This window comes from Pseudomonas sp. BIOMIG1BAC (assembly GCF_001705995.2).
GTDB lineage: Bacteria > Pseudomonadota > Gammaproteobacteria > Pseudomonadales > Pseudomonadaceae > Aquipseudomonas > Aquipseudomonas sessilinigenes.
In genome coordinates this window covers 603,932-625,937 of sequence record NZ_CP049045.1, presented here as the reverse complement: position 1 = coordinate 625,937, position 22,006 = coordinate 603,932, and the positions used below count along the sequence as shown (strand labels likewise).

Below are 22,006 nucleotides of genomic sequence, written 5' to 3'. Positions count from 1 at the left end.
GCCTCTTCTAGACTCAGTGAATGGTCGTATTCGGAACTGAGCAAGTCGCTTTGGTGCGGATCAATCAGAGGCAGCGTGTCAAGCTGCCCTTTATGCCCTGAACAGGTACGGCGACGACCGCACCGGGTACAACAAGATACCCATTCAGGGTGCATGGCTACCGGCCGGATCGCCGCGCTACCGTGACGTGGCAACCAGGGCCGCAGCCGAGACTTTCGGACAACCGACAACCACCAGGTGTGTCCGTGACCGTGAGGAATGCTGTATGCCTGATGAATCGCTGCACCTGCCTGTGATCCACACCCTGCTGGAGCGCTACAAGGACGTTCCCGGGGCGCTGCTGCCGCTGCTCCACCAGATCCAGGAAGAGCTGGGCTACATCCCCGACGTGGCCATCCCCGCCATCGCCCATGGGCTCAACCAGAGCCAGGCCGAAGTACGCGGCGTGATCAGCTTCTACCATGACTTTCGCACCGCGCCGCCCGCGCGGCACATCCTGCGCCTATGCCGCGCCGAATCCTGCCAGAGCCGGGGCGCCGAGCAACTGGCGGCGCAACTGCGCGAGCGCCTGCAACTGGACGACCATGGCAGCAGCGCCGATGGCCGCATCAGCCTGCGGCCGGTGTACTGCCTGGGCGCCTGCGCCTGCTCGCCGGCCCTGGAGCTGGACGGCCAGCTGCATGCCCGGCTCAGCGCCGAACGCCTGGACGCGTTGCTCGACAGCTGCCGGGAGGATGCGTGATGAACCTCTACCTGTCCTGTGACTCCCTGGCCCGCGCCGTGGGCGCCGACCAGGTGGCCGACGCCCTGCTGGCCCAGGCCAGCCAGCGCCAACTGCAACTGCAACTGCAACGCACCAGTTCCCGTGGCCTGTACTGGCTGGAACCGCTGCTGGAAGTCGATACCCCCGAGGGCCGCCTGGGCTTCGGTCCGCTGAACGTGGCCGACGTACCAGCGCTGCTGGACGCCCTGCAAGCCGATCCGGCCAGCCACCCCTTGGCCCTGGGCCTGGTGGAACAGATTCCCTACCTCAAGAGCCAGCAGCGCCTGCTGTTCGCCCGCGCCGGCATCACCCGGCCGCTGTCCCTGGAGGACTATCGGGCCCACGGCGGTTTCGCCGGCCTGGAGCGCGCCATCGCCCTGGGCGGCGAGCAGACCGTGGCCGCGGTGCTCGACTCCGGCCTGCGTGGCCGGGGCGGCGCGGCCTTCCCCGCGGGGATCAAGTGGCGCACGGTGCGCGAGACCTCGCCGCAGCAGAAGTACGTGGTGTGCAACGCCGACGAGGGCGACTCCGGGACCTTCGCCGACCGCATGCTGATGGAGGGCGACCCCTTCCTGCTGATCGAGGGCATGGCCATCGCCGGCATCGCCGTCGGTGCCAGCCAGGGCTATATCTATGTGCGCTCGGAGTATCCCCAGGCAGTGGCCACCCTGCGCGCGGCCCTGGACCTGGCCCGGGACGCCGGCTACCTGGGGGCCGATGCCGGCGGGAGCGGCCAGCCCTTCGACCTGGAAGTGCGGGTAGGCGCCGGAGCCTACATCTGCGGCGAGGAAACCGCGCTGCTCGACTCCCTGGAAGGCAAGCGCGGGATCGTCCGCGCCAAGCCGCCGATCCCGGCCCTGCAAGGCTTGTTCGGCCAGCCGACCCTGGTACACAACGTGCTGACCCTGGCCTCGGTGCCGCTGATCCTGGCCAAGGGCGCGCCGTTCTATCGCGACTACGGCATGGGCCGCTCCCTGGGCACCATGCCCTTCCAGCTAGCGGGCAATGTCCGCCATGGCGGCCTGGTGGAACGGGCCTTCGGCCTGACCCTGGGCGAGCTGCTGCATGACTACGGTGGCGGTACCGCCAGTGGCCGGCCACTGAAGGCGGCCCAGGTCGGCGGCCCCCTCGGTGCCTGGGTCCCGCCCACGCAGTTCGACACACCGCTGGACTACGAGGCCTTCGCCGCCATGGGCGCGATGCTCGGCCACGGCGGCGTGGTGGTGGCCGACGACAGCCTCGACCTGGCCCACATGGCGCGCTTCGCCATGCAGTTCTGCGCCGAGGAGTCCTGCGGCAAGTGCACCCCGTGCCGCATCGGCTCGACCCGTGGCGTGGAAGTCATCGACCGCCTACTGGCGGCTCCCGGCCCCGAGGAGCGCCAGCACCAGGCGCTGATCCTCAAGGACCTGTGCGACACCCTGCAATACGGCTCGCTGTGCGCCCTGGGCGGCATGACGTCCTACCCGGTGGCCAGCGCCCTCAAGCACTTCCCTGCCGACTTCGGTCTGCACACCACGGAGGCCGACCAATGATCACGCTCTTCGACCCCGCCAAGGACATCGACCTCAACGCCGTGGACCTGGGTACCCCGGCCCGCGACAGCCAGGTACAGGTCAGCCTGAGCATCGACGGCCGCAGCATCAGCGTGCCCCAGGGCACCTCGGTGATGCGCGCCGCCGCGCTGCTGGGCACCAGCATTCCCAAGCTATGCGCCACCGACAGCCTGGAGGCCTTCGGTTCCTGCCGCATGTGCCTGGTGGAAATCGACGGCATGCGCGGCTACCCGGCCTCCTGCACTACCCCGGTCAGCGAGGGCATGGTGGTGCATACCCAGACGCCGAAACTCTCGAGCCTGCGCCGCAATGTGATGGAGCTGTACATCTCCGACCACCCGCTGGACTGCCTGACCTGCTCGGCCAACGGCAACTGCGAGCTGCAGACCGTGGCCGGCCAGGTGGGCCTGCGCGAAGTGCGCTATGGCTACGACGGCGCCAACCACCTGAGTGACCAGAAAGACCGCTCCAACCCCTACTTCGACTACGACCCGAGCAAGTGCATCGTCTGCAACCGCTGCGTGCGCGCCTGTGAGGAAACCCAGGGCACCTTCGCCCTGACCATCAGCGGCCGGGGCTTCGAATCCCGGGTGGCGGCGGCCGGCGGCGACAACTTCCTGGACTCCGAATGCGTGTCCTGCGGCGCCTGCGTGCAGGCCTGCCCCACCGCGACCCTGATGGAAAAGAGCGTGGTGGAAATGGGCCAGCCCGAGCGGGCGGTGATCACCACCTGCGCCTACTGCGGCGTGGGCTGTTCGTTCCGCGCCGAGATGAAGGGCGAGCAACTGGTACGTATGGTCCCGGACAAGAACGGCCAGGCCAACCATGGCCACTCCTGCGTCAAGGGCCGCTTCGCCTGGGGCTACGCCACCCACCCGGACCGCATCACCAAACCGATGATCCGCAAGCACATCAGCGACCCGTGGCAGGAGGTCAGCTGGGATGAAGCCGTGCAGTACGCCGCCAGCGAGCTGCGGCGCATCCAGCTCAAGTACGGTCGCGACTCCATCGGCGGCATCACGTCCAGCCGCTGCACCAACGAGGAAACCTACCTGGTGCAGAAACTGGTGCGGGCGGCCTTCGGCAACAACAACGTCGACACCTGCGCCCGGGTCTGCCATTCGCCCACCGGCTACGGCCTCAAGCAGACCCTGGGGGAATCCGCCGGGACCCAGAGCTTCGATTCGGTGATGCAGGCCGACGTGATCCTGGTGATGGGCGCCAACCCCAGCGATGCCCACCCGGTATTCGGCTCCCAGCTCAAGCGCCGCCTGCGTGAAGGGGCGCGGCTGATCGTGATCGATCCTCGGCGCATCGACCTGGTGGACTCGGTCCACGCCCGCGCCGAGCTGCACCTGGCCCTGCGCCCGGGAACCAACGTGGCCATGCTCAACGCCCTGGCCCACGTGATCGTCACCGAGGGCCTGGTGGACCAGGCGTTCGTCGAGGCCCGCTGCGAGCCCGAGGCCTTCGCCCTGTGGAGCGCCTTCGTCAGCCGTGCGGACAACTCGCCGGAGGTGCTGGGCGCCATCTGCGGGGTCCCGGCGGCCGACATCCGCGCCGCGGCCCGGGTCTACGCCACTGGCGGCAACGCGGCGATCTACTACGGCCTGGGCGTCACCGAGCACAGCCAGGGCAGCACCTCGGTGATGGGCATCGCCAACCTGGCCATGGCCACCGGCAACATCGGCCGCGAAGGGGTCGGGGTCAACCCGCTGCGGGGTCAGAACAACGTCCAGGGTTCCTGCGACATGGGCTCCTTCCCCCACGAGCTGCCGGGCTACCGGCACATCTCCAACCAGACCGTGCGCCAGGAGTTCGAGCAAGCGTGGAACGTCAGCCTGCAACCCGATCCGGGCCTGCGCATTCCCAACATGTTCGAGGCGGCCCTGGGCGGCAGCTTCAAGGGCCTGTACTGCCAGGGCGAGGACATCGCCCAGAGCGACCCCAACACCCAGCACGTGACCGCCGCCCTGTCGGCCATGGAATGCGTGGTGGTGCAGGACATCTTCCTCAACGAAACCGCCAAGTTCGCCCATGTGTTCCTGCCTGGGGCCTCGTTCCTGGAAAAGGACGGCACCTTCACCAACGCCGAGCGCCGCATTTCGCGGGTGCGCAAGGTCATGGAGCCGCTGGGCGGCAAGGCCGACTGGGAAGGCACCCTGGCCCTGGCGGCGGCCCTGGGGTATCCGATGCATTACGAGCACCCATCGCAGATCATGGACGAGATCGCCCGCCTGACCCCGACCTTCACCGGCGTCAGCTATGCCAGCCTGGACCGTCACGGCAGCCTGCAATGGCCGTGCAACGCCCAGGCCCCGGACGGTACGCCGACCATGCACATCGATGAATTCGTGCGCGGCAAGGGGCGCTTCATGCTCACCGGCTACGTGCCCACCGACGAGAAGGTCAACAGCCGCTATCCGCTGCTTCTGACCACCGGTCGCATCCTCAGCCAGTACAACGTCGGCGCCCAGACCCGGCGCACCGACAACGTCGCCTGGCACGCCGAGGACCGCCTGGAGATCCACCCCACCGATGCCGAGAGCCGGGGCATCAGCGAAGGCGACTGGGTCGGCATCGGCAGCCGCGCCGGGCAGACCGTGCTACGTGCCCGAGTGACCGAGCGGGTAGCGCCGGGGGTGGTCTACACCACCTTCCACTTCCCCGAGTCGGGCGCCAACGTGATCACCACCGACAACTCCGACTGGGCCACCAACTGTCCGGAGTACAAGGTCACGGCGGTGGAGGTCAGCCGGGTCTACCATCCGTCCGAGTGGCAGAAGCGCTACCAGGCCTTCAGTGACGAGCAGCAGCGCCTGCTGCAAGCCCGCGACCGGTCCCGGGGCCACAAGGCGGAGGTGCGCCGATGAGCACCGCCAACCTGGTCAAGATGGCCAACCAGATCGCTTCGTACTTCGTCAACGAGCCGGACCAGACCCAGGCGGTAAGCAGCGTGCGCAACCACATGCAGCTGTTCTGGACCCCAGCCATGCGCCAGGAGCTATTGGCCTGGCACCAGCAGCAACGGCAAAGCGAGCTGCATCCTTTGGTGTGCCAAGCCATCGACGCCCCCGGCAAGGCCACCTAGCCCAGCCGCGCCCGGGCCTGCCATCGCGGCAGGCCCGGGCGTCATCCCCTCACCGGCCGGAACAGCGCTGCTGCGCAGGCGCGCTGGTGTGCAACGCCAAAGGCATGCTGGCCCCCGGCTTGCTCAGGGGCAGCAGCTGGTACACGGTGAAAACGCACAGCGCCTCCACCTCGCCGCCGGCCACCGGAATGTAGTTCAGGCCGGCATAGGCCTCGTAGCTCTTGCCCGGTTCGAACACCACCACCTTCTGTACCTGCGGGCAGGTGCGGTAGGCATTGCTGGTTCCCCCGGCCGCCACCCCGCCGCCCTCCAGCAGGAACGGACGTCCGGCGGGCACGCGGTATTCGGTGGCGATCTCGGAGTATTCGCCTTCACCGCGGCGAATGGCTCCGGGGTAGTCCGGCAGCTTCGGGGCGAATCGCGGCAGCATGTCGATCTGCCGCGGGGCCTCGGGAAACTGTGGATAGTTGACGTTCGCCCGGTGCTCGCTGCCAAAGCGCCCAGCCTTGGCCAGGCGCTGGTTGTCGCCGATGCAGCCGGCATAGGCCCCACCACGCACTTCACCGTTGGTGATCACCCGCAACTGCGCGACCGACGCGCCCAGGGGCGGTTCCGAATAGGGCTCCACCGGCTTGACGCTGCACGCGCCAAGCGAGCCCAACAACGCCACCAGGGCCAGACTTCTGACATTCATCGCTACTGCTTCCTTTGACTGATTGCGCCTCGTGGCCCTGGCAGGCTATCGGCAGGGATGGCACAGACTTCATGGCGGCCCGGACAAAACCACGCCACCGGGCCACTTGCGTGAAAACACAAGCCAGCTTGCGCCTGCCGGGATGTATCCCGGCCAATCCACGATCTACCCTGCGCTCACCTGCCTGCACAACAAGAACAACCAGGGAGCACCCGTTATGGCACTCGATTATGCGGTCATGTTGGTCTACGTCCTGCTGATGGCCGGCCTTGGCTGGTGGGGCATGCGCAAAGTGCGCAACCAGGACGATTTCCTGGTGGCCGGGCGACGCCTGGGACCGGCGCTGTACCTGGGCACCCTGTCGGCGGTGATGCTCGGCGGCGCCTCCACCATCGGCTCGGTACGCCTGGGCTACAGCTACGGAATCTCCGGGTTATGGCTGGTGTTCATGCTGGGCCTGGGGATTATCGTCCTGAGCCTGGTGCTGTCCCGGCAGATCGCCCAGTTGCGGGTGTTCACCGTGACCCAGATCCTCGAACAAAGGTACCAGGCGTCGTCACGCCTGATCGGCGGCTGCGTGATGGTGGCCTACGACCTGATGGTGGCGGTCACCGCGACCATCGCCATCGGCTCGATCACCGAGGTGGTGTTCGACATCCCGCGCATCCCGGCGATTCTCTGCGGCGGCGCGCTGGTGATCTTCTACTCGGTGATCGGCGGCATGTGGTCGCTGACCCTCACCGACATCATCCAGTTCGTGATCATGACCCTGGGCATCTTCTGCGTCCTGCTGCCCATGAGCGTCGGCCAGGCCGGCGGCCTCGAAGCCATGCAGGCGAGGTTGCCGGCGGGGTTCTTCGAGTGGGGCAACATCGGCCTGGACACCCTCCTCGCCTACTTCCTGCTGTACTTCTTCGGCGCGCTGATCGGCCAGGACATCTGGCAGCGATTGTTCACCGCCCGCAGCGAACGGGTGGTGCGCTACGCCGGCCTCGGCGCCGGGATCTACTGCATGTTCTACGGCGCCGCCTGTGCCCTGGTGGGGGCCGCTGCCAAACTGCTGCTACCGGACCTCTCGGTGGCCGAGAACGCCTTCGCCGAAGTCACCCGCAACGTATTGCCGGCCGGACTGCGCGGGCTGGTGGTGGCGGCGGCCCTGGCCGCCATCATGTCCACCGCCAGTGCCTGCCTGCTGGCCTCGGCCACGGTGCTCAAGGAAGACATCTACAGCCGCTTCCTGACCCGTGGCCAGGAAAACCACCTGGCCAGCAGCCGCTGGATCACCCTCGGCCTAGGGGTGGCGATGCTGCTGATGGCCTGCCTGGTCAACGACGTGATCGCCGGCCTGAGCATCGCCTACAACCTGCTGGTGGGTAGCCTGCTGGTGCCGATCATCGGCGCCTTGCTGTGGCGCCGGGCCTCGGCGGCCGGGGCCATCGCCTGCATGGTCAGCGGCAGCCTGACGGTGATCGCCTGCATGGCCCGCGACGGCATCCTGGCCAACACCCCGATCTACTACGGCCTGGGCGTCAGCCTGCTGACCTTCGTCGCCGTCAGCCTGATGAGCCAGCCGGCCCCGGCCCTGCGCAGCACCGCCGATTGATCCCTGAATCCACAACGAGGAATCGCCCATGTCCCAGTCTTTCCCGCAGCCGGTAGACGCTGCCCTGGTCCCGCGCTTCGCCGGTATTCCAAGCTTCATGCGCTTGCCGCTGTTCGACGACCCGGCGCAGGTACAGATCGCCCTGGTGGGGGTGCCCTGGGATGGCGGCACCACCAACCGCGCCGGGGCCCGCCATGGCCCGCGGGAGGTGCGCAACCAGTCGAGCCTGATGCGCAAGGTGCACCACGTCAGCCGCATCGCCCCCTATGACCTGGTGCGGGTCGGCGACCTGGGCGATGCCCCGGTCAACCCCATCGACCTGTTGGACTCGTTGAAACAGATCGAGGGTTTCTTCAGCCAGCTGCACCAGGCCGGCGCGGTGCCGCTGTCGGTGGGCGGCGATCACCTGGTGACCCTGCCGATCTTCCGGGCCCTGGCCCGCCAGCGGCCGATCGGCATGGTGCACTTCGATGCCCATTCCGATACCAACGACCGCTACTTCGGCGACAACCTCTACACCCACGGCACGCCCTTTCGCCGGGCCATCGAAGAGGGCCTGCTGGACCCCAGGCGCACGGTACAGATCGGCATCCGCGGCTCGATCTACTCGGCCGACGACGAAGACTTCGCCAAGGACTGCGGGATCCGCGTGATCCACATGGAGGAATTCGCCGACCTGGGCGTCGAGGCGACCCTGGCCGAAGCCCGGCGCGTGGTGGGTGCCGAGCCGACCTACATCAGCTTCGACATCGATGTGCTCGACCCGGCCTTCGCCCCCGGCACCGGCACCCCGGAGATCGGCGGCATGACCACCCTGCAGGCCCAGCAGCTGATCCGCGGCCTGCGCGGCCTGAACCTGGTGGGCGCCGACGTGGTGGAAGTCTCGCCGCCCTTCGACCTCGGCGGCGCCACCGCCCTGGCCGGCGCGACCCTGATGTTCGAGCTGCTGTGCATCCTGGCCGAGTCGGTGGCGAATCGGGGTTGAGCCGGATCCAGGTTTTTTTGCTCGCACCCGATACCCGGGGGCCAAGTTCCTGTGCACACTGCCGGGTATCTTCCCGGCAGGACCGCCAGGTCCCCAGGTACGCGCCATGCAGTACGACGAACTCAAGGCATGGACCCAGGAAATCACCCAGATCCTGGGCCAGAACCCCGGCCCGGCACAGTTGCTGGCAACCAGCCAATGGTTGCAGCGACTGTGCCAGGTGGACCATTTCGTGCTGTTCATCTACCAGGGCAACTACCGCCCTCTGTCGCTGTTCGACACCTTCACCGCGCACAAGCGACAGTACTTCGTCGACGACTACCAGACCGGCCCCTACCTGCTGGACCCGCTCTACCTGGCCTGCAGCAACCAGCTGCATCAGGGCCTGCACAGCCTCAAGGAGCTGGCGCCGGACCACTTCTATCTCAGCGAATATTTCCTGAGCTACTACCACCGCCTGGGACTGACCGAGGAGATAGCCTTCTTCGTCGACCTGGATGACAGCAGCACCGGGGTGCTGTCGCTGATGCGCAGCAGCGAGCACAGCGACTTCAATGATCGGGAGCGCCAGTTGCTCGAATGCGCCGAGCAGGTGGTGAGGCTGGTGGTGCGCAGCGCCTGGAGCCAGCATCGGTTGTCCAATCCACGTCCGGCCCTGGAAATGGACCATGCCATTCGCCAGGCCTTCGAACGCTTCGGCGAAGGCCTGCTCACCCTGCGCGAATGTGAAATCGCCAGGCTCTTGCTGCGTGGCCACTCCAACGACTCCATCGCCCAGCAGCTGTTCATCAGCAGCGGTACGGTGAAGATCCATCGCAAGAACCTCTACACCAAGCTCGAGATCGGCAGCCAGTCGGAGCTGCTGGGACTCTTCCTCGACAAGCTCACAGCCTGCTGATCCCTGCTTCCCGCGCCGCCCTGGGCAATCTATCCCTATCGGGATATGTACAGCCCGAAAGCCCTGCTGATAGCGTCCCTACATCCCGTCGCGCCAGTAGCCCCGGGCTTGCAACTGCAGTTGGGTCGTTACCAAGAACAACAAGAAACATCCACTGAGGTAGGCACATGAGCAACTTGAAACTGAACCGCAGCCTGGGTTTCTGGGCGGCCTACTCGACCTCCGTCGGACTGGTGGTCTCCGGCACTGCGATGGTGGCGCTAGCCAACGGCTACGGCGTCTCGGGGCCCGCATTCAGCATCGTCGCCCTCGGCGCACTGCTGGTGATCCTCTGCGTCGCGCTGTCCTATTCGGAGCTGGCGGCCATGCTGCCCGGGGCCGGCATGATCGGTGAATACACCCTGCCCGCCCTGGGCAAGCTGCCGGCCCTGTTCGCGGTGCTGGCCGGCTACATCGTCCTGGTGGGCACCGATGGCGGGACCAACATGATCATCGGCGGGCAGTCCCTGGAGCGCTTGACCGGCGCTCCCTGGTACCTGTTCTCCCTGGGCATCCTGGCCTTGCTGGTAGCGATCAACCTCAAGGGCATCGAGGTCTTCGGCCGGGTCCAGACCACCCTGGCAATTACCATGATGCTGCTGCTCGGGGCCGTCGGTGCCTGGGGCCTGACGGGCTTCGGCACCCTGGCACCGCTGGAGCAGCAACCGGCTTTTTCCCCGGTGCCGGTGAGCCAGCAGTTCAGCCACTTGAGCCTGGCCATCTGGCTGTTCATCGGCATGGAGTTCGTCGCTCCCCTGGCCGAGGAAGTGAAGAATCCGGGACGCACCATTCCCCTGGCGATGATCGTCGGTTGCGCCAGCATCTGGTTCGTCGACCTGTTGTTCGGCCTGAGCATCACCCGCTACATCGGCCTAGACGCCCTGGCGGCCTCGACCATTCCCCACGTCGATGGCGCAGCGGCCATGCTCGGCACCCCGGGCCTGATCATCATGGGGGGGATCTCCATCCTGGCCGCGGTCACCACCTGCGATACCTACCTGGTGGCAGTACCACGCATGCTCTACGGCCTGTCCCGGGAAGGCCTGCTGCCGAAGATCTTCTGCTGGTTGCATCCGACGGCGCGCACGCCATGGTTCGGTATCTTCTTCGTGGTGGGGCTGATCATGATCGTGCTCCTGTATGCCATGGCCAATCATGCGGACATCGCCCTGATCACCATGATGATCAGCGTGGCCTGTACGACCTGGCTGCTCAGCTACGTGATCGCCCAGATCGATGTGCTAGTGCTGCGCAGGCGTTATCCACAGGCGCGACGCCCATTCAAGACACCGTTCTATCCCCTGCCCCAGGTGATCGGTATCGGCGCCTGCCTGTACATGATCACTACCCTGGTCAGCGATCCACAGGTGCTGTTCATCGCCACCCTGTGCGCGAGCCTGATCATCCTGTTCGCCGTCCTGTACCTGAAAAGTACCGGGCAAGCCTTGTTTTCCCCGCCGTCCCTGGAAGAGGTGCTGCGACGTATCGAGGAACGCGCCGAGTCGTCATCCGTGGACAGTCACGGCAACAACTGCGCCCAACTGAAACTGCAGTAGCCGGGGATCATCGCCATGAACCTGTATGCCGCTATCGACCGTCATGCCCAGCTGGCTCTTAAAGGGACAGCCCAGCGCTTCAGCGCCTATCTCCAGCCTCGTGACTCGAACCGCCCCTACTGCCTGGAAAGCCACGGACACAAGCTGGCGGCAGACGACCTGAGCCTGCAACAGCAGTTGGCCAGCAAACTGTTCGGACGCATCTACAGCCTCAGTTGGCAGTGGCACGTGCCCATGGAGCTGGGCCGACGCTCCATGCACATCCGCCTGAACTACCGAGGCTGGCGCCAACGCAACCGCCAGGCCGCGTTTGTCGGCAAGGACTGTCCGGCGTCGTTGCTCGCCGCCCTCAATCGCAGTCCGGTGCTGTTGCCGCTGTGCCTGGCCATGGAACTGGGCGGACTGGAGATTCACTACCGCGCCCAGGAGCGCCGTTGCGATGTGTTGCTGCGGCCAAACTACGGCGACTTCGTCTGGCTGCTGATGCCGCCGCTGAAGTACATCCGCCAGCCATCGCAAGCCGAAGTCGACAGCACCATGCTGCTGATCCATGAGCTCTCGACCCTGTTGCGCCACCACCTGGAACCGCCTTGCGCCGAGTGCGGCTGATTCGCTCCTTCGCTCCATGAATCCATGACAACCGGCTGCCGGGCCCTCGGCTACCGAGGCGGCCTGCTGCCCCTGCACAACACCACAATAACCAGGAGTACCACCATGAACGACCTGCAATCCAAAACCATGCAAGCCGCCGTGCTGCGCGAACTGGGCGGCCAGTTGCACCTTGAGCAGGTGGCGATCCCGCAACCTGGCGCCGGCGAGGTGCTGATCAAGGTGGTCGCCTGCGGCGTCTGCCACAGCGATGTGCACGCCTGCGATGGCGACTGGCCCAGCCCGCCGGTCCTGCCATTGATCCCCGGCCACGAAGTGACCGGCCACGTGGTGCAGCTGGGCGAGGCGGTGCAGGGTCTGGAGGTCGGGGACGCAGTGGGCGTCCCCTGGATGTTCAGCGCCTGCGGTGCCTGTGAATACTGCCGCGCAGGGATGGAGACCATCTGCAAGCATGGCGAAGCCACCGGCTACAGCAAACCCGGCGGCTATGCCGAGTACATGGTGGCGCCCGCGGCCTTCGTCGCCAGGGTCGACCCGGCTGCCGACCTCTACGCCCTGGCGCCGATCCTCTGCGCCGGGGTGACGACCTACCGCGGCCTCAAGCGCTCTGGGGCACGCCCCGGACAGTGGGTGGCGATCATCGGCATCGGCGGCCTGGGCCACGTGGCGGTGCAATACGCCAAGGCCATGGGCCTGCGCGTCGCGGCGGTGGATGTCTCACCGGAGAAACTCGAACTGGCCCGCAGCCTGGGCGCCGAGCGCCTGTATGACGCCAGTCGCAATCCCCAGGAAGCGATCCAGGCGCAGCTGGGCGGCGTGCACGCGGTGCTGGTGACGGCAGTGGCCAATCAGGCTTTCGAGCTGGCGGTGGAACTGCTGCGCCAGGGTGGCACGGCGATCTACATCGGCCAACCCGGAGGCAAGGCCGATCTGGTACGCAACTCCATCGACCGGGTGGTCAATTGGGAGCTGACGATTCGAGGCTCCAACGTCGGCACCCGCCAGGACCTGCATGAAGCGGTTGAATTCGCCACCAACGGCCTGGTCAAGGCCACCGTGACCATGACACACCTGGGGGAAATCAATCAGGTGTTCGGGCAGATCCGCAGCGGCGCGGTGGTTGGACGCAAAGTGCTGAAGATCGCCTGAACCCAAGCATTGGGTACTTCCCCGCAGCAGCACACAAGGAGTCTTCCATGCTCAAGCAGCTCTACATCGACGGGCAGTGGGTAACCCCGGCCCAAGGTGGCCATTTTCCGGCCATCGACCCGGCCACGGAGGAAACCCTGCAGCAGGTGGCCGCTGCCACCGCAGAGGACGTCGACCTGGCGGCGCAGGCCGCGCGCCGGGCCTTCGACCAAGGCTGGGGCCAGACCAGCGGCGCCGAACGCGCCGGTTGGCTCGAGGCCCTGGCGGACGAGTTGGCGCGCAAACACGAGGCATTGGCCATTCTCGAAACCTGCGACAACGGCAAGCCATTGCCCGAGGCCCGACTGGATATCAGCGACAGTATCGATTGCCTGCGCTACTACGCCGGCCTGGCCAGGGAGCTGGACCAGCGCCAGGACCAGCCACTGGAGCTGCCCGATCCGCGCTTCAGTTGCCGCATCCGCCATGAACCGGTGGGCGTGGCCGGACAGATCATTCCCTGGAACTATCCGTTGCTGATGGCCGCCTGGAAAGTCGGCCCGGCCCTGGCGGCCGGTGCCACCTGCGTACTCAAGCCCTCGGAGCTGACCTCACTGACCGCCGTGGAGCTCGCCGTGGCAGCCAACGACATTGGCCTGCCCGCCGGCGTCCTCAATGTGGTGACCGGCCTTGGCCATCAGGCCGGAGCGGCGCTGAGTGCCCACCCACAGGTGGACAAGATGGCCTTCACTGGCAGCGTTCCCACTGGGGCGAAAATCATGTCGGCGGCGGCGGCCGAGATCAAGAACATCAGCCTGGAACTGGGTGGTAAGTCGGCATTCATCGTCTTCGACGATGCCGATGTGGAAGCTGCGGTGGAATGGATCATGTTCGGCATCTTCTGGAACCAGGGCCAGGTGTGCAGCGCTACTTCGCGCCTGCTGGTCCAGGAAGGCATCGCCGCCCGGCTGACCGAACGCCTGGTGGAAGCAGCCCGCGACATCCACATCGGCCCGGGCCTGCAACCTGGCGTGCAACTGGGCCCGCTGGTCAGTGCCGGCCAGTATCGCAAGGTCATGGCGATGATCGAACAAGGTACCCGGGACGCCCGTCTGCTCAGCGGAGGCAAGCGCCCGGGGCACCTGCCCGCAGGTTTCTTCGTGGAGCCGACGATCTTTGCCGAGCCCGCCACCGATAGCAGCCTGTGGCGTGACGAGATCTTCGGTCCGGTGCTATGCCTGAAACGCTTCAAGACCGAGGCCGAAGCCTTGCAACTGGCCAACGACAGCCGCTTCGGCCTGGCCGCGGCAGTGATGTCCGCCGACCTGGAGCGCAGCGCCCGGGTAGCCAATGGCTTGCGAGCCGGCATCGTCTGGGTCAACTGCTCACAACCCACCTTCACCCAGGCGCCTTGGGGCGGGATGAAGCAGAGCGGCATCGGGCGCGAACTGGGGCGCTGGGGGCTGGAGAACTACCTGGAGATCAAGCAGGTGACCGAGTACCGCAGCCAGGAACCCTGGGGCTGGTATCTCAAGCCATAACCCCAAAAAAGCGCCTTGCCCGGCGACGAGTGATCGCCGCCGGGCAAGGCGCCTTGGGTGCCGCGATCAACCTTGCAGGGCTTGCTTGAGCGCTGCCAGGCCATCGGCGTAGATGGTGGTGAACAGCTCGATGGCTTGTTCGTCGCTGATGCCGGCTGGCACGAACGAGCCGGACCACTCGACGCGCGAGCCCTTGTCGTTCTCTACCACGCGCAGGGTCGACTGGTAGTCACGTACGGGAGCTGGCCCCTGGAGGATGGTGTAGCTGTAGCTGCGCCCGGCTTCGTTGAAGTCCAGCAGGCGCTCGATGATGGTGTCGCCTTCGGCGCTCTTGAGGCTGCGGACCCGGCCGCCTTCGCTCAGGGCGCTCTGGGGGATGAAGGGCAGCCAGTCGGGCAGCGAGTCGAAACCGCCGATCAGTTGCCAGACGCGCGCAACGTCGATGTTCAGTTCGATGGAAGCTTTGGCCTGGGCCATGATGATTTCTCCTGGGGCAACAGCCCCTTCAATAAGGTCGTAAACGCTTGCGACAGGGCCGCCAGGCGGCCCCGCGCGGGTAGGATCACTGGGCTGGAACAGGCGCCACTGGGTTGATCAGGCCCTGCTCGCGCAGGTTCTGCCAGAAGGCGGCCGGGATCACCGCGCTCATGGCGGCGTGGTCTTCATTGGCGTGCAGTGGGCGGGTCGAACCGGGGATCACCGAGACCACCGCCGGGTGAGCCAGGGCGAACTGCAGGGCAGCGGCCTTGACGTCCACATCGTGAGCACGGGCAACGGTGCGGATGCGCTCCAGCTTGGCCAGCACTTGCTGGTTGGCCTTCTGGTACTCGAAGTGCTCGCCACCGGCGGTGACACCCGAGCTGTACGGACCGCCGACGACGATGCCGACACCTTGCTCCACCGCTTGCGGCATGACCCGTTGCAGGGCGCGGTCGTGGTCCAGCAGCGAGTAGCGGCCGGCCAGCAGGAAGCCATCGGGACGTGGTTCGTCCAGGTCCAGGGTCAGCTCGATCGGCTCGACGCGGTTGACGCCCAGGCCCCAGGCCTTGATCACGCCTTCTTCACGCAGGCGGGAAAGCACGCGGAAGGCGCCGGTACGGGCGATTTCGAACTGGGTCAGCCATTCGTCGCCGTAGAAGTCCTGGGCGATGTCGTGGATCCAGACGATGTCCAGATGGTCGGTGCCCATGCGCTTGAGGCTGTCTTCGATGGAGCGCAGGGTGGCATCGGCGCTGTAGTCGTTGACGATGCGGTTGCGGTTGCCGTGTTCGAACAGGCCGCTCTTCTCACCCAGTTCACGGGCGGCAGGGTCTTCCAGTTCGTCGAGGATGATGCGGCCGACCTTGCTGCTCAGTACGTATTCGTTGCGTGGGCGCTTGGCCAGTGCGGCACCCAGGCGGCTTTCGGAGAGGCCGGCACCGTAGAAGGGTGCGGTGTCGAAGTAACGCACGCCGTTGTTCCAGGCGGCATCGACGGTGGACTGTACTTCTTCGGCGGATACGGCGCGGAACATGTTGCCCAGTGGGGCGCTGCCGAAACCCAGGCGGGTTGGGATCAAGGATTTGAGGCTCATGGATTGCTCCTGGTTGGGGGGAGTCGCTTGTGAACTCCAGTGAGCGCATCCTAAAACCGGCCAACCGAGACCGTCCAAGTCATAATTCGACAGACTTAAGACCAAACAGGTCAAATCGCTCTAGGACCGCTTCCCGCCCCCATCCAGGTCCCTCCAATTTCAGCTTGCCGCCCCCGCCAGCACCATCTCGCGGAAATCCCCAACGATCGGCCGCAGGTCGACACGGTGCCAGGCCGCCCACAGGCCGGTGCTCTGCTGCAACCAGGGCAGCTCGCGCAGGACCACGTTCGGGTTGCCTTCACCATTGATGCTCTGCTGGATCAGCGCCAGGCCCAGGCCGGCGGATACCAGGCCCAGGGCGCTCAGCGGCTCGGCGGCTTCCAGGCGGATCTGCGGGGTGAAGCCCGCGGCCACGCAACTGGCCAGGAAGCGCTCGCGCCGGCTGGGCTGCAACTGGCCCTCGACCATGATCCAGTCCTGCTCGTGCAGGTCGGCCGGTTCGATGCTGGGCTTGTCCGCCAGGGGATGCCCCAAGGGCAAGGCCAGGCGCAACGGGTCGTCGAACACCCGGGCGGCCAAAAGCTCCGGATCGTCGGTGGCCGGCGGTTCGCAGACCAGGGCGATGTCCAGGCTGCGTTGGCGCAGCCCTTCGAACTGCTCCTGGGCCGACAGGTTGTACAGCGCGATATGGATACCTGGGCGCTCCTCGCGCACATGGCGCAAGGCACCGGGCAGCACTCCGGCATGGATCGCATGGCTGACGTAGCCGATGCACAACCCACCCGTCTCGCCACGCCCCAGGCGCCGGCCCAGGGATTCCAGGCGCTCGGCATGCTTGAGCAGGGCCCGGGTCTCGTGGAGGAAGGTGCGACCGTCGGACGTCAGGCGCAGGCGTTGTTGGCTACGCTCGAACAGTTGCAGGCCGAGGCGTTCTTCCAGCTGGGCGATCTGCCGGCTCAGCGGCGATTGGGAGATGTGCAGTTGCTCGGCCGCCTTGCCGACGTGCTCGACTTCGGCGACGGCAACGAAATAACGCAATTGTCTAAGATCCAGCATATGACCCTCAGGGACTCAAGTATGACCAATTAAGTCATATACGATCTTACTGGCGTTCAATAGGATGGCGCCATCTCGAATCGATCACCGGCACAGGTCTTGTGCCCCCCAAGATGAGGAATCCGAACATGCAAATCGATCTGGGCGGCAAGACCGCCATCATCAGTGGCTCCACCGGCGGCATCGGCCTGGGCATCGCCCGTAGCCTGGCGGCCTCCGGCGCCAGCGTGGTCATCGTCGGCCGCAACGCGGCCTCGGTGGCAGAAGCCGTCGCCGGCATCCACGCCAGCAACGGCAGCGCCCGCGGCGTGGTCGCGGACCTGGGCACCGCGGCCGGCGCCGATGTCCTGTTCGCCGCCGAGCCCCAGGCCGACATCCTGGTGAACAACCTGGGCATCTACAACGATGTCGACTTCTTCGACACCGACGACCAGCAATGGATGGATTTCTACGAAATCAATGTGCTCTCCGGCGTGCGCCTGTCCCGCCACTACACCCCGGGCATGGTCGAGCGCGGCTGGGGCCGGGTGATCTTCCTGTCCTCGGAATCGGGCGTCGCCATCCCGGCGCAGATGATCAACTACGGGGTCACCAAGGCCGCCAACCTGGCCGTCTCCCATGGCCTGGCCAAGCGCCTGGCCGGCACCGGCGTGACCGTGAACGCGATCCTGCCGGGCCCGACCTTCACCGAAGGCGTGGCCAACCTGGTGGCCGACGCGGTGCGCCAGTCCGGCCGCAGCCCGCGGGAAGAAGCCGACGCCTTCGTACGCCGCGAGCGCCCCAGCTCGATCATCCAGCGCGTGGCCGAAGTCGAGGAGGTGGCCTCCCTGGTGACCTACATCGCCTCGCCATTCTCCTCGGCCACCACCGGCGCGGCCCTGCGCGTGGACGGCGGCGTAGTGGACAGCCTGGCGATCTGACCGGGCGGCAGGGCATCCGCGCTCGATCCTGGAGCGCAGGTCCCTGCCCTCCCCTGGGACCTACGCAAAAATAGTCAGATTTCAGGGGTTTACAGAACCCCGCCAATCGCTATAATCGTCGCCCTAACACGCCGGTATAGCTCAGTTGGTAGAGCAACTGACTTGTAATCAGTAGGTCCCGGGTTCGACTCCTGGTGCCGGCACCACACAAGGTTCCAGAGAAGGCTTTCAAAATCTCTGGAACCCCCGAAAAACCCGCCTTCTGGCGGGTTTTTTCGTTTTGGGGTTCTGTCGGGTTACGTCAAAATCTGGTGGATTCCAGCCGTTTTAAGGGTAGAGTTTGGGATACAGGTCACTTCGATAAAAGGGAGTACCCTTATGTCGCGCACCACAGCTCCGCTCTCCGACGCAGCTTGCCGCTTGGCAAAACCTACAGACCGCGCCTACAAGCTTTTCGACGGCGATGGCCTCTATCTCCTAGTCCAACCCAATGGCCGCAAAGGCTGGCGGCTCCGTTACGTCAAACCTGACGGACGGGAAGGACTGACCTCGTTCGGCAACTACCCCGCCATTGGCCTCGCCGATGCGCGCCGCAAGCGCTTGGAAGTCAAGCGAATGCTGGCGGATGGCGTTGATCCTATAGAGACCAAACACCAAGCTAAGGCGGAAGCCGTAATCAAAGGCAGAACCTTTGAAAGCGTTGCGCTCGACTGGCATACGGAAATGTCGGCCAAGTGGGCACCAGGCCATTCCAAGACAGTGATGAGCCGCCTCAAAACCCACGTATTCCCGCTGATCGGCGCACGCGCCATTGTTGATCTCGACACCCATGACCTTATGCAGCCCTTGGAAGCGATCAAGAAGCGCGGAACGATAGACGTTGCTTTAAGGGTACAAAACTACCTGCAGAGCATCATGCGCGAGGCAAAGCGCCTCCGGCTTATCACCATAAACCCTGCTTACGACCTCGAAGGCTCGATCAAGGCCCCGCGGGTGGTGCATCGCCCCGCTCTACCCTTATCGCGACTGCCGGAACTGCAGGAGCGGATCGACACTTATAAAGGCCGGGCACTTACCCGTCTGACGGTGATGCTGTCGCTGCATGTGTTTGTACGATCCAGCGAGCTGCGTTTCGCACGCTGGAGCGAGTTCGACCTCAAGCGCGGCACCTGGGAGATACCGGACACTCGCCCCGCGCTGGAAGGAGTACCCTTTTCCACAAGGGGTACGAAGATGGCAGGGGATATCCATTTAGTACCCTTATCGCCGCAAGCAGTGGCGCTACTCGAAAAAATCCATGCACTCACAGGCAAATTCGCATTGGTCTTCGCAGGGGATGCCAAACCCTGGAAGCCCATGTCTGAAAATACCGTAAACAACGCGCTTCGGACGATGGGATACGACACCAAAACCGATATCTGCGGGCATGGATTTCGTTCGATGGCCTGTAGCGCACTGATCGAGTCAGGATTGTGGTCGGAGACAGCCATTGAACGGCAGATGAGCCACAAGGAGCGCAACAACGTCCGCGCCGCTTACATCCACAAGGCCGAGTTCATCGAGGAGCGAAGGCTGATCATGAACTGGTGGAGCCGGTACCTGGAGGCCAACCGGCAGGAGCATGTCACTCCACACGAATTCGCGAACCAGACCGGACCGAACGTCACTCGCTTAAAAGCAAAACGTGGCGCAACTGAGTAAGCGCTCGGTCTTTATATCTCAGTGATCCGCTTGTCCACGCGGGTCCATCCAAACAGGGCTGCAAAGCCGCCCTGCTTGGATGGACCTCACTTAAAAAATCTGAAGCCCACACAACTGTCTATGGAAAACCACTGATTTCCACCGGTGGATAATTTCATCCACAGCCGCAGAACTCCCGAAAATTCGAGCCTTGACCCGAATTATCCACAGGCGTAGAAAAGACCGGGCAAAGCGCTGTCGTCGACAGCAACCCAGGTAGCCAGTACCTTTAAGGCTACGCCACACGATGGTGGTTCTCCCAAAGTGCGATTAGCGTCCGGCGGCTCGCACGGTCACAGCGATGTGATGGATGCCTACTTTTACCAGTGTGCCCACTGCGGCAACTCATCCCCTTGCATAGCTGCCCTGCAGCAACCTATCCGCTTGGCCATTCCTTGCGCCAACCTGCGCCCGTCTCTTTCTTCTGGAAAGAGACGGGCGCTCCTACCACTGCTGCAGGCCACCTCGTACAAGGCTTTGCGGCATTCCCCCTCGTGACAATCGGCGTGACAAACACCGAAGTCACCAGCAACAGCGATGCAGATGATGGTGCCGCAGCCCAAGGAACGGACTGCACCTGACTGACAGTCAGGCATGCCCCGGTCATCGCATCACTGCTTTTACCTGACTCAGGATCTCGCGGCGTTGGTTTCGTCAGCCGATGCAGCCCCCACCCGCCCACTTCCTCGGAAGTGTTCAGGAGGCCAGATCATGAGATGCCCAAGCTCCCGGTCGTAAAGAGCCGCCAGTCCCGCGTTAGTGGACAACCCTCACAGGTCGCAGGGGCCTTGATCCCTGATAACACTCAACATCCTTGGCGGGATGACGTGGGGAAAGTCTTAAAGGTTTGGCTTCGAGAGGAGTTTGATCATGGCACTGGTAGGTAGACGGGACGGGCGGAATTTTGGCTATGGTCGGCAACTGAGCTATGCCGGGCTGCAAGCGCTGAAAGACATGTTCGGCGGCGGACACTATGGGACCGTTAAAGCGCACAGTGATCGCTGGCAGACGTTTGTTCGGTGGTGTCGGTCGGAGGATGGACCAGGAATTAACGATGCGCGACAAATTGATCGGCAGACCCTGCTGGAATACGCCGGATATCTGCGTCAGCAAGTTGAACAAGGCGCTATAGGCATCGCCACCGCGCAAAACCGATTGTCCAGCGTGAACCGGACCATGGCTGCGCTTCGAGGTGATCAGTATGTGAAGGTCGTGAGTCCGAGCAAGGCGTTGGGAATGCGGCGCATCAGTGTTCGTCAATCGGTACCGCAAGGCCAAGATCGCGAACATGTGAAACGGATCGTGGACGTACTCCGCGAACACCAAATGCAACGCGCTGCCGCCATCGTGCACTTGGTGCGAGCCGCCGGAATGCGCTTACGCGAGGCCATTTTGGCCGACCTTCCTCGACTGCAACGGGAAGCCGAGCAACTCGGGAGGATCAACATCCAGGACGGCACCAAAGGTGGCCGCTCGGGAGCCTCGGCCCCTCGGTGGATAACGGTGGATGAGCACATCCGCGACGCACTGGCATTCGCCCTTCAAGTCTCGCCCCATGGTAGCCGCAACCTGCTTGCAGCAAATGAACGCTACCTCGATTTCCAACAGGTAATCGTTCGCCCCGCACGGGAGATTCTCCATACGCACAACCTCAAGGGCTTCCACGAATTGCGGGCGACCTATGCGTGCGAACGCTATGAGCAAATCACACAGCATCCTGCCCCCATCAACGGTGGCAATTGCTACCAACTTGATCATCACCTCGATCAGGAAGCCCGAGCACAAATCAGCTATGAGCTGGGACACGGTCGTATCGACGTGGTGTCGGCTTACATTGGTGGCCGAGCATGAGTAAGGCATTCGATATGGAGTTGTTTCTGAGCGGTACCCTGAAAGGCGCGCCCGCCTCTCAACGCCGCCACGTCAGGCAAGCACGAGTAATGCAGATGGCCATCGAGCAGCGCTGGCAACGCAAAACGCCATGGAGCTGGCAGATGAAACACGTCCTTTGGTTTCTAGAGGTTTTTCTCCAGGAAAAGTCCGCCTCCACTCAGTACTATTACTCGCTGACGGCTTGCATCATCAGCAGGCGGATTCAGAAATACGAATCATGGAAGCATTTTTTGAGAAAGACCCGAGCTAACCTCATCGGGCAAGACAATACGGCAACGGCGATCACCCACAGACGAGCCCCCCTGAAACCTTTGTGTCCTTGAAATCAAACGGATAAGGTGAACCCAAAGGCCACCTTTGG

19 protein-coding genes and 1 tRNA gene are annotated in these 22,006 nt (G+C 64.5%); 16 read left to right on the top strand and 4 right to left on the bottom strand.

What is annotated here, in order from left to right; translation table 11 throughout:
• Nucleotides 1–265 precede the first annotated feature (265 nt).
• From ATY02_RS02840 to ATY02_RS02825, 4 genes are read left to right on the top strand one after another with little or no spacing between them, the layout of a single operon-like run.
• Nucleotides 266–742: a formate dehydrogenase subunit gamma gene (locus ATY02_RS02840; protein ID WP_022639215.1), complete on the top strand. Its 477-nt coding sequence runs from the start codon at nucleotides 266–268 to the stop codon at nucleotides 740–742.
• Nucleotides 742–2,298, top strand: coding sequence for a formate dehydrogenase beta subunit (locus ATY02_RS02835; protein ID WP_068589545.1), 1,557 nt, complete (start codon nucleotides 742–744; stop codon nucleotides 2,296–2,298). The genes ATY02_RS02840 and ATY02_RS02835 overlap by 1 nt, the downstream gene beginning before the upstream one ends.
• Entirely contained in the window at nucleotides 2,295–5,192 is a 2,898-nt protein-coding gene (fdhF, locus tag ATY02_RS02830) for a formate dehydrogenase subunit alpha (RefSeq protein ID WP_068589548.1), read from the top strand. Before ATY02_RS02835 ends, fdhF begins: the two co-directional genes overlap by 4 nt.
• Entirely contained in the window at nucleotides 5,189–5,410 is a 222-nt protein-coding gene (locus tag ATY02_RS02825; RefSeq protein ID WP_068589551.1) for a formate dehydrogenase subunit delta, read from the top strand. The genes fdhF and ATY02_RS02825 overlap by 4 nt, the downstream gene beginning before the upstream one ends.
• 49 nt (nucleotides 5,411–5,459) lie before the next feature.
• Here ATY02_RS02825 and ATY02_RS02820 read toward each other — a convergent pair whose 3' ends face one another.
• Complete coding sequence (locus ATY02_RS02820) at nucleotides 5,460–6,104, bottom strand: amidase (RefSeq protein ID WP_068589554.1); 645 nt, start codon at nucleotides 6,102–6,104, stop codon at nucleotides 5,460–5,462.
• A 217-nt stretch (nucleotides 6,105–6,321) separates the two neighbouring features.
• Between ATY02_RS02820 and ATY02_RS02815 the strand changes: the two genes are divergently transcribed.
• The 7 genes from ATY02_RS02815 (at nucleotide 6,322) to ATY02_RS02785 (ending at nucleotide 14,463) form a co-directional block, all read left to right on the top strand.
• Nucleotides 6,322–7,707, top strand: coding sequence for a sodium:solute symporter (locus ATY02_RS02815; protein WP_068589600.1), 1,386 nt, complete (start codon nucleotides 6,322–6,324; stop codon nucleotides 7,705–7,707).
• Nucleotides 7,708–7,735: 28 nt separating this feature from the next.
• Nucleotides 7,736–8,692 (top strand): agmatinase, encoded by a 957-nt coding sequence (gene speB, locus ATY02_RS02810; RefSeq protein ID WP_068589559.1) that lies wholly within the window; start codon nucleotides 7,736–7,738, stop codon nucleotides 8,690–8,692.
• Between the two features lie 106 nt (nucleotides 8,693–8,798).
• A complete protein-coding gene (locus ATY02_RS02805; RefSeq protein ID WP_068589562.1) occupies nucleotides 8,799–9,590 on the top strand; it encodes a LuxR family transcriptional regulator in 792 nt (263 codons plus the stop codon).
• Between the two features lie 167 nt (nucleotides 9,591–9,757).
• Entirely contained in the window at nucleotides 9,758–11,185 is a 1,428-nt protein-coding gene (locus ATY02_RS02800; RefSeq protein WP_068589565.1) for an APC family permease, read from the top strand.
• 15 nt (nucleotides 11,186–11,200) lie between these two features.
• A complete protein-coding gene (locus tag ATY02_RS02795) occupies nucleotides 11,201–11,794 on the top strand; it encodes a DUF3156 family protein (protein WP_068589568.1) in 594 nt (197 codons plus the stop codon).
• Between the two features lie 105 nt (nucleotides 11,795–11,899).
• Nucleotides 11,900–12,943, top strand: coding sequence for an alcohol dehydrogenase catalytic domain-containing protein (locus ATY02_RS02790; protein WP_068589571.1), 1,044 nt, complete (start codon nucleotides 11,900–11,902; stop codon nucleotides 12,941–12,943).
• 47 nt (nucleotides 12,944–12,990) lie between these two features.
• Nucleotides 12,991–14,463, top strand: a complete 1,473-nt coding sequence (locus ATY02_RS02785; protein WP_068589574.1) for an aldehyde dehydrogenase family protein — start codon at nucleotides 12,991–12,993, stop codon at nucleotides 14,461–14,463.
• 66 nt (nucleotides 14,464–14,529) lie between these two features.
• Here the strand turns inward: ATY02_RS02785 and ATY02_RS02780 are convergent, their stop codons facing one another.
• The 3 genes from ATY02_RS02780 to ATY02_RS02770 all read right to left on the bottom strand — a co-directional run bounded on the left by ATY02_RS02780 (nucleotide 14,530) and on the right by ATY02_RS02770 (nucleotide 17,092).
• Entirely contained in the window at nucleotides 14,530–14,940 is a 411-nt protein-coding gene (locus ATY02_RS02780; RefSeq protein WP_068589577.1) for an SRPBCC family protein, read from the bottom strand.
• Between the two features lie 85 nt (nucleotides 14,941–15,025).
• Nucleotides 15,026–16,036, bottom strand: coding sequence for an aldo/keto reductase (locus tag ATY02_RS02775; RefSeq protein WP_068589580.1), 1,011 nt, complete (start codon nucleotides 16,034–16,036; stop codon nucleotides 15,026–15,028).
• A 159-nt stretch (nucleotides 16,037–16,195) separates the two neighbouring features.
• A complete protein-coding gene (locus ATY02_RS02770; RefSeq protein WP_068589583.1) occupies nucleotides 16,196–17,092 on the bottom strand; it encodes a LysR substrate-binding domain-containing protein in 897 nt (298 codons plus the stop codon).
• A gap of 128 nt (nucleotides 17,093–17,220) precedes the next feature.
• On the opposite strand from ATY02_RS02770, the gene ATY02_RS02765 reads away from it, so the two are divergent.
• The 5 genes from ATY02_RS02765 (at nucleotide 17,221) to ATY02_RS02740 (ending at nucleotide 21,968) form a co-directional block, all read left to right on the top strand.
• A complete protein-coding gene (locus ATY02_RS02765) occupies nucleotides 17,221–18,012 on the top strand; it encodes an SDR family NAD(P)-dependent oxidoreductase (protein ID WP_068589586.1) in 792 nt (263 codons plus the stop codon).
• A 130-nt stretch (nucleotides 18,013–18,142) separates the two neighbouring features.
• Nucleotides 18,143–18,218 (top strand) — tRNA-Thr (locus ATY02_RS02760).
• Between the two features lie 172 nt (nucleotides 18,219–18,390).
• Entirely contained in the window at nucleotides 18,391–19,713 is a 1,323-nt protein-coding gene (locus tag ATY02_RS02755; protein ID WP_061434919.1) for a tyrosine-type recombinase/integrase, read from the top strand.
• A 909-nt stretch (nucleotides 19,714–20,622) separates the two neighbouring features.
• The gene (locus tag ATY02_RS02745; protein ID WP_061434917.1) at nucleotides 20,623–21,603 is read left to right on the top strand and encodes an integrase domain-containing protein; all 981 of its coding nucleotides are present in this window, start codon (nucleotides 20,623–20,625) and stop codon (nucleotides 21,601–21,603) included.
• A complete protein-coding gene (locus ATY02_RS02740) occupies nucleotides 21,600–21,968 on the top strand; it encodes a hypothetical protein (RefSeq protein WP_068580260.1) in 369 nt (122 codons plus the stop codon). The genes ATY02_RS02745 and ATY02_RS02740 overlap by 4 nt, the downstream gene beginning before the upstream one ends.
• Nucleotides 21,969–22,006 lie beyond the last annotated feature (38 nt).

Coding starts and splice junctions, on each gene's coding strand:
- ATY02_RS02770 (WP_068589583.1), bottom strand. CDS start 17,092: ATGCTGGATCTTAGACAATTGCGTTATTTCGTTGCCGTCGCCGAAGTC.
- ATY02_RS02745 (WP_061434917.1), top strand. CDS start 20,623: ATGGCACTGGTAGGTAGACGGGACGGGCGGAATTTTGGCTATGGTCGG.
- ATY02_RS02835 (WP_068589545.1), top strand. CDS start 742: ATGAACCTCTACCTGTCCTGTGACTCCCTGGCCCGCGCCGTGGGCGCC.
- ATY02_RS02840 (WP_022639215.1), top strand. CDS start 266: ATGCCTGATGAATCGCTGCACCTGCCTGTGATCCACACCCTGCTGGAG.
- ATY02_RS02805 (WP_068589562.1), top strand. CDS start 8,799: ATGCAGTACGACGAACTCAAGGCATGGACCCAGGAAATCACCCAGATC.
- speB (WP_068589559.1), top strand. CDS start 7,736: ATGTCCCAGTCTTTCCCGCAGCCGGTAGACGCTGCCCTGGTCCCGCGC.
- ATY02_RS02755 (WP_061434919.1), top strand. CDS start 18,391: ATGTCGCGCACCACAGCTCCGCTCTCCGACGCAGCTTGCCGCTTGGCA.
- ATY02_RS02780 (WP_068589577.1), bottom strand. CDS start 14,940: ATGGCCCAGGCCAAAGCTTCCATCGAACTGAACATCGACGTTGCGCGC.
- ATY02_RS02815 (WP_068589600.1), top strand. CDS start 6,322: ATGGCACTCGATTATGCGGTCATGTTGGTCTACGTCCTGCTGATGGCC.
- ATY02_RS02785 (WP_068589574.1), top strand. CDS start 12,991: ATGCTCAAGCAGCTCTACATCGACGGGCAGTGGGTAACCCCGGCCCAA.
- ATY02_RS02775 (WP_068589580.1), bottom strand. CDS start 16,036: ATGAGCCTCAAATCCTTGATCCCAACCCGCCTGGGTTTCGGCAGCGCC.
- fdhF (WP_068589548.1), top strand. CDS start 2,295: ATGATCACGCTCTTCGACCCCGCCAAGGACATCGACCTCAACGCCGTG.
- ATY02_RS02800 (WP_068589565.1), top strand. CDS start 9,758: ATGAGCAACTTGAAACTGAACCGCAGCCTGGGTTTCTGGGCGGCCTAC.
- ATY02_RS02825 (WP_068589551.1), top strand. CDS start 5,189: ATGAGCACCGCCAACCTGGTCAAGATGGCCAACCAGATCGCTTCGTAC.
- ATY02_RS02790 (WP_068589571.1), top strand. CDS start 11,900: ATGAACGACCTGCAATCCAAAACCATGCAAGCCGCCGTGCTGCGCGAA.
- ATY02_RS02820 (WP_068589554.1), bottom strand. CDS start 6,104: ATGAATGTCAGAAGTCTGGCCCTGGTGGCGTTGTTGGGCTCGCTTGGC.
- ATY02_RS02795 (WP_068589568.1), top strand. CDS start 11,201: ATGAACCTGTATGCCGCTATCGACCGTCATGCCCAGCTGGCTCTTAAA.
- ATY02_RS02740 (WP_068580260.1), top strand. CDS start 21,600: ATGAGTAAGGCATTCGATATGGAGTTGTTTCTGAGCGGTACCCTGAAA.
- ATY02_RS02765 (WP_068589586.1), top strand. CDS start 17,221: ATGCAAATCGATCTGGGCGGCAAGACCGCCATCATCAGTGGCTCCACC.